Below are 15,348 nucleotides of genomic sequence, written 5' to 3'. Positions count from 1 at the left end.
TCCATGAACATCCGACTCTTTCTCGTGGCGGTCTGCGCGGCCTGCGCCCTGTCCGGGTGCGCGGCGCTGGACGCCTTGGACTTCGGCTCCCCCAAGGTCCACGCCCTGCCCTACCAGGAGAACGCCCTCTCCTGCCTGGCCCTGGGCCGCGAATACCAGTCCCAGGGCCGTTTCGAGCTGGCCAGGGAAACCTTCCTGCACGGGCTGGCCATGTCCCGCAACGAGGACATGCGCCACCGCCTGGCCGAGGAGATCGAGGCCACGGACAGGCTCATCCTGAGCAGCCGCTAGGCCCGTGGAAGACGCGAGCACCCCTATTTTCGAGGAAAACGACATGAAGGCACACGCCACCCTGGAACACCCCCTGGCCCGGCTGCTGGCCGCCCTGGCCCTGGGAGCGGCCCTGCTGCTCCTGGCCGCCGCGGGCGCGCGCGCCGAGGACAGCGTGCCCACCACGGCGGGCACCATCGCGGCGGAGCTGGACTCCCAGCTGGCCGAGCGCCTGGGCATGCTGGAAGGCCCGGCCAAGGGCACCAGCCTGATCCTGACCACCCCGGTGAGCCTGGAGGACATGGAGCAGAGTTGCCCCCTGGCCCGGCTGCTGGGCGAGGAAATGGCCGTCTGGTTCGTGCAGAACGGCTACCGCGTGCGCGAGGTGCGCAAGGCCAAGAGCCTGATGCTCGAACCGGGCACAGGCGAGTTGGCCCTGTCCCGCGACCTGCGCTTCGTGGATTCGCGCTACGTGAAGAGCGCGGTGCTGCTCACGGCCACCTACACCCAGACCACCAAGCACGTGCGCTTCAACGTGCGCCTGCTGCACGCGCCCACGGGCGAGGTCCTGGCCATGGCCGCGCGCACCCTGGGCATCACCAAGGAGACCAGGCAGCTGTTGGACGACGAGGCCCGAGCCAAGGCCCGCCGCATCCTGCCCAACGTGCGCACGGTGCTGGGCAAGGTGGACGTGGCCCAGAGCGAAGCGGCCGCCCAGGCCGCCAACACGCCGTGGGGAGGCTTCCGCCCCATGAACGCACCGGGCTATTCGGGCAACCCGCCGCAGGTCCTGGACCTCACGGAATAAAAGGCGATCGCAACGCAAAGCAAAAGGCCGACGCCCGCACGGGCGTCGGCCTTATTGATTGGCAAAACGGAAAATCGAGGGCCTAGACCGCGCGGGCGGCCGCGTAGGCCTCGCGGATGCGCGCCTCCACATAGACGGCCATGTCCGCCGCATCGGCGCAGTCCACGCTGAAGCAGCGGGCGTCCTGCCCGGCGAGGCCCTCGGGGGCCCAGTCGCCCAGGTCGTCAGGGTCGCTGACCTGGTCGTCGTAGAAGCACACGGACAGCCAGCGGTCCGCCGGGTCGTCGTCCACCACGTCCACCATCACGAACAAATCGCGCCCGTTGCCCGGCACGGTCCCGCGCAGGGAATAGCTGATCCCGGGCCGGGCCTTGAAGGACAACCCCACGCCCTCGCAGGAGCCCAGCAGGTCCTTGTATTGCACGAACAGGGATTTGACCTCGTTGGGGTCCTCGGCCCACTGGTCCAGAAAGGCCAGGCATTCGGTCATGGCTCGTCTCCTCGTTTTCGGGTTCCACCACCAGCGCCACCCCGCGCCGCACGGGGACCCTACCCGAGGGAGGGACAGGCAACAACCAAGGATTTTACTGTGAAACAAGATGGTTGGGTACATATAGCGTAGGCCGAAAAGGGGAAGAAAGAGAAAAGTCGCGGCTAAAACCCGATCGCGCCACGTCTTGGTTGTCTGGTTTCGGGGGAACAGCTGGTTCAAAAGCGCGGCTTTTGAACCAGCTGGCAAAGGGGCCGGGGAGCGAGCCCCCCAGGCCCCTCTGCACTCCCCTGCCCCCCTTTTGAAGCAAAAGCGTTACAGCACCCTTATTAGGTATGGATGACGCCAAGGCGTGTCACCCCGTGAAAGCCGTGCGTGTCGGCGGGGCAGGGGCTTTGGCGGGGCTACGCGATACGCCTCCGCGTCGCCCCTATCGCCCCGATGCAGGGGGTGGGACTGTGCACCCGAGAGGCGCGTTGCCGGAGGAGGAAGGCCGCAGGGTCATAACGCCGAGGGGGCAGGCGGTCCCTGCGTAATTCCTCGGGCTACACGGTACGCCCGGGAATTCGCTTTACGGTCCCGATTTACGGGGCGGGTATGGATGTGCGCCGTTGGTGATGGCTGATGAGCTTGGACGTTGAGCGGATGAGGGTCGGTATCCGTGGACATTGCCCGACGCGAGGGTTCTTTGCCATGGATTGTCGCATTACTCGTGCCGCGTCCTCGGGGACTCCAATCCACGCCGCCGTAATCCTCCACGTCTCCCGGCCCGGGGTGCAGCGCTCCTAACGCTCCGCCCCCCGGGACTCCCCAAGCCCCGGCGCGCTGCCCGGCGCAGCGGCTGTGATGGAAATCAACGAAGCGAAGCCGGGCTCGTACGACGGGGCAGCACGACCTGTGCCGCGACACAAGGGGAAGCACCCTCTCGGAACCGCACCACCACGACGCCCCAGCGCCCCGGGCGGGTGCGGGGGGCGCAGCGGCTGTGATGGTAATCAGAAAAGCGAAGCCCCCCGTACCCGCCCGGGGCGCGGCCACGCCGCCTCCCCCAACACTCCCGACAAACCAACGCCCTACCCGCGAGGGAACGCGGTGGGCGGGAGGGAGGGCACAAATGGTTTTGCGCCACGATTCCCCCCTGCCCCTCCCCTCCCAAACAAAAACAGAAAAAGGCCGCCTCCCACGGAGACGGCCTTTTCCCACGTTCAATCAAACGTCCAACCGCTAATGCGTCTGTCCGTTGACCTGCGGCTCCTCTTTCATGAGAGTCGCCGATATATGACATTCCTCGGTGTTGCGGCCGCTGAATATCTTCTCGGGATCCGCGCAGACCAGGGCGTTGGACAGGACTTCGTCCATGTTCTCCACCTCGATGATGGTCAGGTCCTTCAGGATCGCGGCGGGCACGTCCTTCAAGTCCTTGGCGTTGTCCTTGGGGATGAGCACGGTCTTGATGAGCCCGCGGTGGGCGGCCAGGAGCTTCTCCCTGAGCCCGCCGATGGGCAGCACGCGGCCGCGCAGGGTGATCTCGCCGGTCATGGCCAGCTCGTTGTTCACCGGGATATTGAGCAGCGCCGAGGCCAGGGTGGTGGCCAGGGTGATGCCCGCGCTGGGCCCGTCCTTGGGGATGGCGCCCTCGGGCACGTGCACGTGGATGTCGATCTCCTTGTGGAATTCGCGCTTCAGGCCGAAGAGGTCCGAACGCGAGCGGATGTAGGACAGGGCCGCCTTGGCCGACTCCTGCATCACGTCCCCGAGCTTGCCGGTGATCTGGATCTTGCCCGTGCCGGGCATGAGCGCGGTCTCCACCATGAGCAGCTCGCCGCCCATCTCGGTGTAGGCCAGGCCCGTGGTCACGCCCACCTGGGGCGCGTCTTCCTTTTCGCCGTGGCGGTGCTTCTTCACGCCCAGGAGCTTGGGCAGCTGCTGCACGGTGACGTTCAGATGCTTGTCCAGGTCGCCCTCTTCCACCAGGCGCATGGCCGTCTTGCGCGCCACGGCCGCGATCTCGCGCTCCAGGTTGCGCACGCCCGCCTCGCGCGTGTAGTGGCGGATGATGTCCAGGACGGTGTTGTCCGAGATGTTCAGGTTCTCGGGCTTGAGGCCGTGCTCCTTGATCTGCTTGGGCACCAGGAACTGCTTGGCGATCTGGGCCTTTTCCGTCTCCAAGTAGCCGGGCAGCTGGATGATCTCCATGCGGTCCTGCAGGGGGGCCGGGATGGAGTGCAGGCTGTTGGCCGTGGTGATGAAGAAGACCTTGGACAGGTCGTAGTCCATGTCCAGGTAATGGTCGTTGAAGGTGGAGTTCTGCTCCGGGTCCAGGACCTCCAGCAGGGCCGCCGAGGGGTCGCCCCGGAAGTCCATGCTCATCTTGTCCACCTCGTCCAGGCAGAACACAGGATTGTTGAACTCCACGCGCTTCAGGGCCTGGATGATCTTGCCGGGCAGCGCGCCCACGTAGGTGCGCCGGTGGCCGCGGATCTCGGCCTCGTCGCGCACGCCGCCGAGCGACAGGCGCACGAACTCGCGTCCCGTGGCCCGGGCCACGGACTTGGACAGGGACGTCTTGCCCACGCCGGGAGGGCCCACCAGGCAGAGGATGGGACCCTTCATGGTGCCCACCAGGCTCTGCACGGCCAGGTATTCCAGGATGCGCTTCTTGGGCTTCTCCAGGCCGAAATGGTCCTCTTCGAGGATCTGCCGGGCCTCGGCGATGTCCAGGTCGGTCTCCTTGTACACGTTCCAGGGCAGGTCCAGAATCCAGTCCACGTAGTTGCGGACCACGGTGTACTCGGCCGAGGAAGGCGGGATCTGCTTGAGCTTCTTGATCTCCCTGAGGGCCTTCTCGCGGTTCTCATCGGGCATGGTCTTGGCCTTCAAGGCCTTCTCCAGTTCGGCGACCTCCTGGTAGGGGTCGTCCTCGCGGCCCATCTCCTTGTTGATGGCCTTGAGCTGCTCGTTGAGATAGTACTCCTTCTGGTTGTGCTCCATCTGGTCCTTGACGCGGGACTTGATCTTCTTTTCCAGGTGGGCGATCTCGATCTCGCCCTGCAGGAGCGCGAACGTCTCCTCCAGGCGCTTGGACGCGTCCCCTTCCTCCAGAAGGGCCTGTTTCTTCTCGTAGTCCACCTTGAGGTGGGGCATGATGGCGTCGGCCAGACGCCCCGCGTGGGTCAGCGAGGTGATGGCCGTGATGGTCTCGGTGGCGATCTTCTTGTTTATCTTGCCGTACTCCTCCAGGGCCTCGTGGGTGGCGCGCACCAGGGCCTCGCCGTCGGAGGAATCCGCGGCGGGCTCGGGCAGGCGGCTGACGAAGGCCGTGGGGAACTCCTCGCCGTCATCCTCCAGGGGCTCGCCGAACCCGGAGGCCGCGCTCCAGGTGGCGCGGTACAGGCCCTCGAAGAGCACCTTGATGGTGCCGTCGGGCAGGCGCAACAGCTGCAGGATCTTGGACACCGTGCCCACCTCGTAGAGGTCGCCGGGCTCGGGCTTCTCCTGCTCGGGCACCCGCTGGGCCACGAGGAAAATCTGCTTGCCGTGCTCGGCCAGCGCGGTCTCAATGGCGCGCACGGACGCCTCCCGGCCCACGAACAGGGGCACGATGGACCGGGGGAACATGACAACCTCCCGCAGGGACATCACCGGCAGGCGAACGGCGTCGGAATGGGGATCGTTGTCAATGGTCATGAAACTGGTCATTCAACCCTCCGGGTTGCGTCTTTGCAACACGCCCCCCGGCGACGGCCGGGGGGCAGTGAAGAAGATAAATCCGGGAAACGGAAAGTCAACGCGCCGGGGACGCGCCTACGCGGACCGGGCTTCCTGCTGGTAGATGAGCAGGGGCTCCTGTCCGCCTTCGACCACGGCGGTGTTGACCACGCATTCCTTGACGCCCTCGATGGACGGCAGGCGGTACATGATGTCCAGCATGATGCCTTCCAGCACGCTGCGCAGGCCGCGCGCCCCGGTCTTGCGTTCCAGGGCCTTGGCCGCGATGGCCACCATGGCGTTCTTTGTGAAGCGCAGCTTGACGTTGTCCAGCTCGAAAAGCTTCTGGTACTGCTTGATGAGGGCGTTCTTGGGCTCCTGAAGGATGCGCACCAAGTCCTCCTCGGTGAGCTCCTCCAGGGTGGTCACGATGGGGATGCGGCCCACGAATTCGGGAATCAGGCCGTACTTGATGAGGTCCATGGGCGTGACGCCCTTTATGACCTCGCCGGTGTCCTCTTCCTTGGCCTTGGGCTTCACGTCCGCGCCGAAGCCCATGCCGCCGCCCTTGCTGCGGTTCTGGATGATCTTCTCCAGGCCGATGAACGCGCCGCCCAGGATGAACAGGATGTTGCCCGTGTCCATGCGGATGAATTCCTGCTGGGGGTGCTTGCGGCCGCCCTTGGGCGGGATGTTGGCCTCGGTGCCCTCGATGATCTTGAGCAGTGCCTGCTGCACGCCCTCGCCGGACACGTCGCGGGTGATGGACGGGCTGTCGCTCTTGCGGGCGATCTTGTCGATCTCGTCCACGTAGATGATGCCCCGGGACGCGGCCTCGATGTCGTAGTCCGCGTTCTGCAACAGCTGCACGAGGATGTTCTCCACGTCCTCACCCACGTAGCCCGCCTCGGTGAGGGTGGTGGCGTCGGCGATGGCGAAGGGCACCTTGAGCACCCGCGCCAGGGTCTGGGCCAAGAGCGTCTTGCCCGAGCCCGTGGGGCCGATGAGCAGGATGTTGGACTTGTCCAGCTCCACGTCCGAGGACGAGCCCTCGGCGTAGAACACGCGCTTGTAGTGGTTGTGCACGGCCACGGCCAGGGTCTTCTTGGACTGGGGCTGGCCGATCACGTAGTCGTCCAGGAGTGCCTTGATCTCCTCGGGGGTCAGAAGGCGTCCTTCCTCCACTTCCTGGGAAAGGTTTTCCTGGGCGATGATCTCGTTGCACAGGGAAACGCACTCGTCGCAGATGTAGACGTCGGGCCCGGCGATGAGGCGCTGGACCTCTTCCTGGCTCTTGCCGCAAAACGAACAGCACAGTTCCGGGGGCAGGCCCATCTTCTGCTTGGTCATCTGGTAGCTACTCCTTGGATTCTTCCTGAAGATCCGCCCTGGAAACAAGAATCTTGTCGATGAGGCCGTATTCCTTGGCCTCGTCGGCGCTCATGAAGTAGTCGCGATCCGTGTCCTTCTCGATCTTCTTGATCTTCTGCTTGGTATGCCCGGCAAGAATTTCATTCAGCCGCTTGCGGGTCTTGATCATCTCGTTGGCGTGAATCTCTATGTCCGACGCCTGCCCCTGCATGCCGCCCAGGGGCTGGTGGATGAGAATTCTAGCGTTGGGCAATGCAAATCTCATTCCGTCCTCCCCGGCCGCCAGCAGGAAGGCCCCCATGCTCGCGGCTTGGCCGATGCACAGGGTGGACACGGGCGAGGAGATGTACTGCATGGTGTCATAGATGGCGAGGCCCGCAGTCACTACTCCACCGGGGGAATTGATGTACAGGTTGATTGGTTTCTCGGGGTTCTCCGACTCCAGGAAAAGCAGCTGGGCACAGATCAGGCTGGCCACGTGATCGTCGATGGGAGTTCCCAGGAGGATGATCCTGTCCTTGAGCAGGCGGGAAAAAATGTCGTAGGCCCGCTCGGTGCGTCCGGTGGTCTCGACGACAATGGGAATGGTGGTCATCTGCTGTGCTCCCCTTTCTCGTAATGATTTGGAATACGGGCCTGTGGAGGGGCCGAAGGATATAATAGCCATGACTATGGCGGTCGTCCACCCCCCCGGGGCGCCCCGGGCCGCAAAAAAAAGCGGGGGCCGAAGCCCCCGCCCGTAGCGTCGTATCAGGCTAGGCCTGGGGCTTGATGGCGAAGCCGCCCTCGATCTCGACGATCTCGCCGTCCCCGTCCATGGAATTCAGGCGGGTCCTGGCCGCGCCCTCGGTCTTGAAGGGGGTTCCGCCCTTGGTCATGATCAGTTCGCCGTCGGCTTCGGGCTCTGCGGCCTCCGTGGCCGGGGCCTTCTTGGCGGGCTTGTCGCCGGCCTCGTCCGCGCGCTCCACCTCGTTGACCTTGGCCTTGGAGTAGATCATCTCCATAGCCTTGTCGCAGAGCAGGCGGTCCTTCAAGGCGAACATCAGGTTGTGCTCCTCGTAGAAGCGGCGCACGGCCTCGGGATCCTGGCGCGTCTGGATGGCCTCGCGCTGGATGTGCATGTCCACTTCCTCGGGGGACACGGTGAGGCCTTCCTTGGTGGCGATGGCCAGGAGCAGGAGCTGGGTGCGGACCAGTTCCTCGGCCATGGGCAGGCTCTCGGCGCGCAGATCCTCAAGGGTCTTGCCCGTGGCGTCCAGACGGCGGCCCTGCTGCTCCAGGCGCTGCACGTAGTCCTGGGCCAGGCGCTCCACGTGCTCCTGGACCATGGCCGGGGGCAGGGGGAAGTCCAGGCCGTCCAGCAGGCCGTCCATGAGCTTCTTCTGGGCCGCGGCCTTGACCAGGTTCTTGCGGGACTCGAGATAGGAGTGCTCGATGGCCTTGCGCATCGTCTCCACGTCGCTGAACCCGCCGGCCTTGATGGCGAAGTCGTCGTTGACCTCGGGCAGGACCTTCTTCTGGATCTCATGCAGGGTCACGCGCATGGTCACGGTCTGCCCGGCGAAATCCTTGTTGATGAAGTCCTCGGGGAAGGTCACGTCCTCTTCGCCCTTTTCGCCGGCCTTGAGCTTCTTGACCATGTCCTCGAACTGGGGAAGGGACTGGCCCTCGCCCAGGACGAGCTGGAAATTCTGGGCCTTGATCTCGTCGATGGCCTTGCCGTCCTGCCAGGCGTTGAAGCTGATGACGACCACGTCGCCGTCCTCGGGCGTGCGGTCCTCCTCGACCTTGACCATCTCGGCCATATTGCCGCGGATGCGCTCCACCACGGAGTCGATCTCCTCGGCGGCGATCTCGGGCTTCTCCTGGTCCACCTCCAGCCCCTCGTACTGGGGCAGGTCGATGTCCGGGGCGACCTCGAAGCTCACGGTGTAGACGAACTCCTCGTCGCGCTTGAGCAGGCCCGCGTCAACGTCCAGGCGGGACAGGGGCTGCACGCCCAGCTCGCCGAGGATCTCGTTGAGATGGTAGTTGACGAGGTCGCTGGTGGCCTCTTCGTAGATCTGGGCGCGGAAGCGGGACTCCACGATCTGGGAGGGGGCCTTGCCCTTGCGGAAGCCCTTGAAGTCAGCCGAGGTCCTGTAGATGGCGATGGTGGCGCCGATGGCGGCGTTGGCCTCGTCCACGGGCACGGTGACGGTCACGGTACGTTCAACCGGAGATTTCTCTTCGACCTTATATTCCACGGAACTTGTCCTCCTTGGCCTGTTCGGCGTTCCCTTGGATTGATCCCTCAAGGCGGCGTGGCCGCAGATTTACGCGCAAAAGCGCAAGACGGAGCAACGTAAACGAGATACGCGCGCGCGTCAACGCCCTGACGATGGGGCGGACAGCCGCCCGGAGAACGGGCGAGGGGACGGCGCGGTACGGATGCACGGGAAAGGGGCCTGCGCCGCATGCCGTGATGCCTGCGCAAGCCCCTCAAACGATGTATCATTGGTGCGAGAGAGGGGATTTGAACCCCTACGGTTGCCCGCTGGAACCTAAATCCAGTGCGTCTACCAATTCCGCCACTCTCGCACAGGTCGACGCGACCGCCTGCGGCTTGCGGACGGCCCTCGTCGCCAGCGGGTTAAAACCTTATTTCCACAATTGTGTCAAGGCAAAAGCCCTGAAACGACGCATCACAGGCGCAGGGCGACGGATATCCGGGCCAGTTTGTCCACCACGTCCAGGGCGTCGCGGCCCAGGATGCGCGCCACGGGTTCCTTGCCCGGGCCGCCCAGATCGCAGACCGCGTCCACGGCTCCGGGGTCGTTCGCCGTGGCCAGGGCGCGGGCGGTGCCCCACTCCATGGTGCCGCCGTCGAGATCCTGGGTCTCCTCGGATTCGTCCGCCCGGTCGAACCAGGCCAGGACCATTCCGTTGCGTTCCATGGCCTCGCGGGTCTTGTCGTTCAGGCGGCAGGCGGCCACCGCGCGCACGTCGGGATTGTGGGCCATGGCCGCCAGGAGCACCCGGGCGATGTGCGAGGAGGCCCCGAAGGCCGGAGGCCCGCAAAACACGAACCGCCCCCGGTTGTCGCAGGAGATGCGCCCGGTGAACGCGGCCACGTCCTCGGGCCCGGCGGCCCAGGGCAGGGCCCGGGCCAGATTCATGCGCACCTCGGGCACCAGGAGCTGGGCCGAAGGCACGCGGGACAGGCGCGCCGAGGCCTCTTCCAGCTCCTCCAGGATGGCGCGCCCGGCCTTGGCGCGCTCCAGCACGGCCAGATGGTTGGGCGGGCCGTAGCCCTTGCCCGGCCCGTACCCGGCGCGCAGGGCCAGATTCAGATGCTCCTGGGCCTGGATCACGGCCTGGGCCAGGAGCAACCCTTGGCCCAGCCCCGTGGCGATGGCCGCGGACAGGGCGCAGCCCGTGCCGTGGGTGTGGGATGTCCGCACCCTGGGCTGGGGGAACTCGCGGGGCTCGCGCCCGGCCGCGAACAACCAGTCCGACACGCTGCCGCGCCCGGACTCGCGCTCCTCGAAATGCCCGCCCTTGACGAGCACCGCCTTGGCCCCGAGCCCCAGGAGCCGCGCGCCCGCCAGGAACAGGGAATCCCTGTCCTTGATCTCGATGCCCGACAGCAGCTCGGCCTCGGGGCGGTTGGGCGTGAGCAGGTCCGCCAGGGGCAGCATGCGCCGGCGCAGGGCGTCCACGGCGTCCTCCTGCAGGAGGGCATGGCCGCTCTGGCTCACGCACACCGGGTCCACCACCAGGGGGAAGGACTTGCCGTCCAGGCCCTTGGCCACGGCCTCGATGATGGGCGCGGAAAAAAGCATCCCGGTCTTGGCCGCGTGAACGGGAAAGTCTTCCAGCACCGTGGAGAGCTGCAGCCCGACGAACCCGGGTGTCGGGGCCTCGATGCCCGTGACGCCCAGGGAATTCTGGGCCGTGAGCGCGGTGATCACGGACATGCCAAACCCGCCGAGCATGGAGATGGTCTTCAGGTCGGCCTGGATGCCCGCGCCGCCGCCCGAATCGGAGCCGGCGATGGTCAATATGTTGGGAGGAAGAGGCATGGTGCTCCTTTGAGGCGAAGAAGATGGATTCACGAAGGCCCGCCGCCCCCGGGGCGCAGGTCCTTGAGGCTCAGGCCGCGCCGGGCCAGCAGCCACAGGGCGTAGCCCGTGGACGGCAGGTAGAGCATGGCGTGGTAGACAAGGGCCACGGCCAGGGCGCGTTCGCCGGGCACATGGTATAGCCCCAGGGCCGCGACCACAACCGCCTCGTAGACCCCAACCCCGCCCGGGGTGGAGGGCACGGCCAGGGCTCCGGCGGCCATGAGGAAGGCGGCCAGGGCCTGGGCCGGGGTCAGGGGCAGGTTCGCGGCGAAGCGCACGAGCACGTAGAATTGCAGGAAATACAGGACCCAGACGCCCAGGGACACCAGGGCCACGCGCAGGAGCAACCCGGGGGATGCGCCGTCCCGCAACTGCCCGGCCACGTCCCGGGTCATGTCCTTGAGGGGCTGGAAGTACAAAAGCCCCGCCAGCCGGTCCGCCAGGGACGGGGCCAGCACGGCCAGGGCCACGCCCGCCCACAGGCAGCAGGCCGCCAGGGCCAGCGGCCCAGCGGCCAGGTCCAGGCCCGAGGCCCAGACCGCGCCCACGGCCAGGAAGAGCAACAGGTTCAGGTCCGCGAAGCGCTCCCAGAACACGAAACCCAGGCTGGTGCCCACGGACACGCCGCATTCCTGGCGCAGGTACAGGGTCTTGGCGAACTCCCCGGCCTTGGCGGGCAACAGGTTGTTCACGCCCAGCCCCAGGATCGCGGCGTTGATCCCGCCCGCCACGCCCACCCTGCCCCGGCTGACCACGGACAGGCGCAGGCCCATGCCCGTGTAGTCCAGGACCAGGAGCACCGCCGCCAGCCCCAGGGTCCAGGGGGCCAGGGGGCCAGGGCGGCCAGGGCCGAGCCCAGGCGGGAAAAATCCAGATCCCAGAGCACCCAGGCCAGGCAGGCCAGGGCCGGGACCAGGCGCAGGGCCAGGGACAGGCCGCGCTTCATTCGTCCCCTCCCGGCGCGTCCCGCCGCGCGTCCTCCCCGGCCTCACGCCCCACCACATACGGGGCGGACCGGACAGGAGCGGCCGGGGCCCGCCCGCCGCGGAACACGGGCAACAGCCCCGCGCCCTGGGCCGTGAGCAGCACGAAGACGGCCTCGAACGGCAACCGGTACTTGGCGTAGCCAACGGGGCCGCTGACCGCCAGATAATAGACCGCGAGCAGCAGACAGATGGCCAGGGCGCCGGGCCAGCGGCGGGCCAGGACGAAGAAGCCCACGGCCTGCACCAGGCGGAACAGCAGCGTGCCCGCGACGCCCAGGGCGATCAGGGCCGCGTACAGTCCGTTTTCGTTGTGCGCCAGGAAATTCCAGGCCTGCTCCGGGGCCCCGGCCCCAGGGGAATCGGAAAACCCAGTATGGGGCATCTGGAACGCGTTGGCGACTTCCACGGCCACGGGAGTGAAGAGGTTCTTCACCGCGCCCCAGAACCAGGCCGTGGCCGTGGCCGCCGGCTCCGCCTCGCGCACGTAGTCCAGGAACATGGCCTTGGCCTCGGCGTCCCGCGCAAAGGGATCCCTGCGCTCCTCCGGAGGCATGGCCTCCAGGCGCGCGTCCCAGGCCTCCGCGCTGGCGGCCGTGGCCTCGGTGTAGGACAGGCCCTCCTGGTTCTGCATGATCATGGGCAGCACCCAGTTCCGCAAATGGTACTCCCCCTGGGTGGTCAGGCCCGCGTGGCCGTACAGATAGAGATTGCGGCCCATCCAGGGCAGCACGAACAGCCCGAACATCGCGCAGAACAGGGCCACGCGCTTGAGCCGTGGCCCCAGGCCGCCCCGGTCCCATTCCAGAAGCAGGTATGGCACCAGGAACAGGAGCAGGTACATGTTCACCGAACGCACCAGCACGCCGAACCCCAGAAGCGCCCCAAGCACGGCTAGGCGCACGGGCCCGCCGGTGCGCCTATAAAGCAGGAACACGTACAGCGCGAGCACCATCAGGGGGTAGAACAGGGCCTCGGTGAGGATCTGGTTGCTGTACAGGATCATATTCAGGTTCAGGGCCGCGAACCCCGCGCAGAGGTCGGCGGTCGTGCGCGAAAACAGCGCGCCCAGGCGGTGGAGAACGTACACCGAAGTCATGCCCAGGATGTTCTGCACGATGAGCACTGTGACCAGGGAACGCCCGGGCAGGGTATTCCCGTCCAGGGACAGCCCCGTAAGCTGATGGCAGACCGCCAGAAACAGTGGATACACGGGCATGCGCTCGGTGCCGAACTGATATCCGAGGTCCCAATGCCTGATCAGATTCCCGGCCATCCCCAGGTAGATGGGGGAGTCACCCGGAGGCACGGTCGGATCCCAGGCGGCCAAACCCACGAGCCCCGCGCGCAGGGCCAACCCGGCCAGCAGGCTGTAGAGCAGAAAACGCGTGCTAGCGGACATGTTTCTCCAGGACCATGAAGGTTCTAAACGCCATCAACGGAGCCAGGGCCCCGAGCCCGCGCTCCATGCGCTCCACCGCCGCCAGCAGCCCGTCCGGGGCCAGGGCGCGGCCCCCGAACCCGCCGGACAGGGGATAGGCCAAGAGCGCCAGGCGCTCGCGCCGCACCACCCTGAGTTCCGGAAAACGCTCCTCCAGACGGCCGGGCTGTTTCCAGAACAGCACCGTGGCCACGGCCTGGTTGGAGTCGAAGGGCTTGCCCGAGCAGACCGCATATTCCCCCAGGGGGTCGCAGGCAGTGTCCACTCCCTCGGGATGCAGGTATTTGTACACGAAGTGCGACAGCGGGGACACGTAGGGGTCCATGACCAGCACCCTGCCGCCGGGGGCCAGAGCGCGCACGGCCTCGGCCAGGAACAGGGACGGGCGCGGCAGGTGGTGCAGCACGTCGAAGAGCACGATGTTGCCCAGGGCCCCGTCGGCCACGGGCAGGCATTGGGCGTCGCCCACCATGTCCGTCCAGGGCGTGGCCACGATGTCCAGGGTCACGGCCTCGGGCACGTGTTCCTTGAACTTGCCGATGCCCGCGCCCACTTCCAGCACCGGCCCCGGGGCCAGGGCCCCGCGCAGCATGGAAAACCAACCGCCGTACAGCCGCCGCAGGCAGGGCTTGCGGTTCCAGGCCTCAAGCTGGCTGTCGAGGATGCCTCGGGACGACATGGCGCTCCTACACGAGCTTGAGTTTGCGCATGGCGAAGAGGCACATGCGCAGCAGCAGGACCCCGTGCCGGAAGCGGCTGATCTGGGTCTCCCCGTATTCGCGGGCCCGGTAGCGGATGGGCACCTCCACGATTTTCAGGTTCAGCTTGGACGCGCCGAACAAGAGATCGAAATCCCCGAAGGGATCGAAGTCCCCGAAATAGGCCCGCCCGGCGGCCAGGCGCTCGTAGTTCTCGCGCGTGAGCACCTTGGCGCCGCAGAGCGTATCGCGCAGGCGCTGATTGAGCAGCCAGGAAAAGGCCAGGCTGAAGAACTTGTTGCCCAACAGGTTCAGGAAGCGCCTGGCCTCGTCCTCCATGGGATAGACCAGGCGCGTGCCGTTGATGAACTCGCCCTTGCCCGAGGCGATGGCGCGGTAGAACTTGGACAGGTCCTCGGGGGGCATGGTCAGGTCCGCGTCCAGGATCATCAGCACGTCGCAGGAGGCCGCGGCGAAGCCCTTGCGCACGGCGTCGCCCTTGCCCTTGCCATCCTGGACCATGAACTTGATGTCCCGCTCGGGATACGCCTTCATGACCCGCTGGATCTCCTCGGGGGTGCCGTCCCCGGAGTGGCCGTCCACGAAGATGATCTCCGTGTGGCTGCCCAACTCCGGGGTGCGCAGCACGGCGGGCTCGATGTTGCCGCGCTCGTTCTTGCAGGGCACGAGCACGGTGACGCTCATGTCCCCGGCGGCCTCGCCCCGCTCGCGCATGCGCGCAACCACGTAGTTGCACAGGCAGAGCTTGCGGATCCCCGGCAGGCTGCCCAGGAATTCCATGCACGGCGAGAGGAGCGGCACGCGCTTGGGAAAAAGCAGCCTGCGGTCGGTCTTCACGGTCTCGAAGTCCGCCAGATACAACAGGTTCCTGATGTCGCCCGGGGACAGCCAGTTGCCCGTGGCCTGGGGCATCTTGGCCCCCATTTTCTCGGCGGCCTTGAGCAGGGGCTCCCAGAGGAAGTTGTAGTAGGTGACGATGACCCGGGTCTCGGGCGTGCAGAACGGGCGCAGGGCCTCGAAGCAGGCCTGGATGTCCTCCAGATGGCCCACGGTGTCGGAGATGACGAGGAAGTCGAAGGGCCCTTCCAGGCCCCAGGTGGAGGCGTCCTCGGCGTCGGCAACGCGGAACTCCAGGTGCGGATGCGCGGCTGCGGCCCGCTCCACCATGGCGGGCGAGATATCCAGGCCCACGCCCAGCGAAGGCTTGAGCGCGGCCAGCAGCTCGCCCGTGCCGCAGCCAAGCTCCAGGACCCGCGCGCCCTCGGGCACCAGAAACCGCAGATATCGTGCCTGGGCATCGTAATAATAGGCGTTCTTGGCCTTCCATTTGGCCCTCTCGGGGGCCAGGACGTCGAACAGGTCGCGAATGCGCGTCTTGTGGGGCGATAGGATCATGGCGATTCCGTATTGCTGTATAGCCAGATTTCCGGCCAAAGCACGACCGGCGTGGGC

The 15,348-nt window shown here is 66.5% G+C and carries 12 protein-coding genes and 1 tRNA gene; 2 read left to right on the top strand and 11 right to left on the bottom strand.

Annotated elements, in window-relative coordinates; genetic code table 11:
• The first annotated feature begins 3 nt into the window (after positions 1 to 3).
• On the top strand, positions 4 to 291 hold the full coding sequence (locus tag ACYYG1_RS11885; protein ID WP_461210531.1) for a hypothetical protein: 288 nt from the start codon (positions 4 to 6) through the stop codon (positions 289 to 291).
• A 43-nt stretch (positions 292 to 334) separates the two neighbouring features.
• Complete coding sequence (locus ACYYG1_RS11880) at positions 335 to 1,078, top strand: FlgO family outer membrane protein (protein WP_461210530.1); 744 nt, start codon at positions 335 to 337, stop codon at positions 1,076 to 1,078.
• A gap of 82 nt (positions 1,079 to 1,160) precedes the next feature.
• Here the strand turns inward: ACYYG1_RS11880 and ACYYG1_RS11875 are convergent, their stop codons facing one another.
• The 11 genes from ACYYG1_RS11875 to ACYYG1_RS11825 all read right to left on the bottom strand — a co-directional run bounded on the left by ACYYG1_RS11875 (position 1,161) and on the right by ACYYG1_RS11825 (position 15,291).
• Positions 1,161 to 1,568: a hypothetical protein gene (locus ACYYG1_RS11875; RefSeq protein ID WP_461210529.1), complete on the bottom strand. Its 408-nt coding sequence runs from the start codon at positions 1,566 to 1,568 to the stop codon at positions 1,161 to 1,163.
• Between the two features lie 1,224 nt (positions 1,569 to 2,792).
• Positions 2,793 to 5,267, bottom strand: coding sequence for an endopeptidase La (lon, locus tag ACYYG1_RS11870; protein WP_461210528.1), 2,475 nt, complete (start codon positions 5,265 to 5,267; stop codon positions 2,793 to 2,795).
• A 105-nt stretch (positions 5,268 to 5,372) separates the two neighbouring features.
• The gene (gene clpX, locus ACYYG1_RS11865) at positions 5,373 to 6,626 is read right to left on the bottom strand and encodes an ATP-dependent Clp protease ATP-binding subunit ClpX (protein ID WP_461210527.1); all 1,254 of its coding nucleotides are present in this window, start codon (positions 6,624 to 6,626) and stop codon (positions 5,373 to 5,375) included.
• A 7-nt stretch (positions 6,627 to 6,633) separates the two neighbouring features.
• On the bottom strand, positions 6,634 to 7,242 hold the full coding sequence (clpP, locus tag ACYYG1_RS11860) for an ATP-dependent Clp endopeptidase proteolytic subunit ClpP (protein WP_461210526.1): 609 nt from the start codon (positions 7,240 to 7,242) through the stop codon (positions 6,634 to 6,636).
• 160 nt (positions 7,243 to 7,402) lie between these two features.
• Positions 7,403 to 8,893, bottom strand: a complete 1,491-nt coding sequence (gene tig / locus ACYYG1_RS11855) for a trigger factor (RefSeq protein WP_461210525.1) — start codon at positions 8,891 to 8,893, stop codon at positions 7,403 to 7,405.
• 251 nt (positions 8,894 to 9,144) lie between these two features.
• A tRNA-Leu gene (locus ACYYG1_RS11850) sits at positions 9,145 to 9,227 on the bottom strand.
• A 104-nt stretch (positions 9,228 to 9,331) separates the two neighbouring features.
• Positions 9,332 to 10,711, bottom strand: coding sequence for a bifunctional hydroxymethylpyrimidine kinase/phosphomethylpyrimidine kinase (gene thiD, locus ACYYG1_RS11845; RefSeq protein ID WP_461210524.1), 1,380 nt, complete (start codon positions 10,709 to 10,711; stop codon positions 9,332 to 9,334).
• A gap of 29 nt (positions 10,712 to 10,740) precedes the next feature.
• Positions 10,741 to 11,757, bottom strand: a complete 1,017-nt coding sequence (locus ACYYG1_RS11840) for a lysylphosphatidylglycerol synthase transmembrane domain-containing protein (protein ID WP_461210523.1) — start codon at positions 11,755 to 11,757, stop codon at positions 10,741 to 10,743.
• On the bottom strand, positions 11,696 to 13,138 hold the full coding sequence (locus ACYYG1_RS11835) for an ArnT family glycosyltransferase (RefSeq protein WP_461210522.1): 1,443 nt from the start codon (positions 13,136 to 13,138) through the stop codon (positions 11,696 to 11,698). The genes ACYYG1_RS11840 and ACYYG1_RS11835 overlap by 62 nt, the downstream gene beginning before the upstream one ends.
• Positions 13,128 to 13,856 carry a class I SAM-dependent methyltransferase gene (locus tag ACYYG1_RS11830; RefSeq protein ID WP_461210521.1) on the bottom strand — a complete coding sequence of 243 codons (729 nt, stop codon included), beginning with the start codon at positions 13,854 to 13,856 and terminating at the stop codon, positions 13,128 to 13,130. The genes ACYYG1_RS11835 and ACYYG1_RS11830 overlap by 11 nt, the downstream gene beginning before the upstream one ends.
• A 7-nt stretch (positions 13,857 to 13,863) precedes the next feature.
• Positions 13,864 to 15,291: a glycosyltransferase gene (locus ACYYG1_RS11825; protein WP_461210520.1), complete on the bottom strand. Its 1,428-nt coding sequence runs from the start codon at positions 15,289 to 15,291 to the stop codon at positions 13,864 to 13,866.
• Positions 15,292 to 15,348: the final 57 nt, after the last annotated feature.

The sequence above is a fragment of the Desulfocurvus sp. DL1XJH-121 genome, from assembly GCF_054819825.1.
Note: the sequence above shows the minus strand (reverse complement) of the source record. Positions and strands in the feature narration are given on the sequence as shown.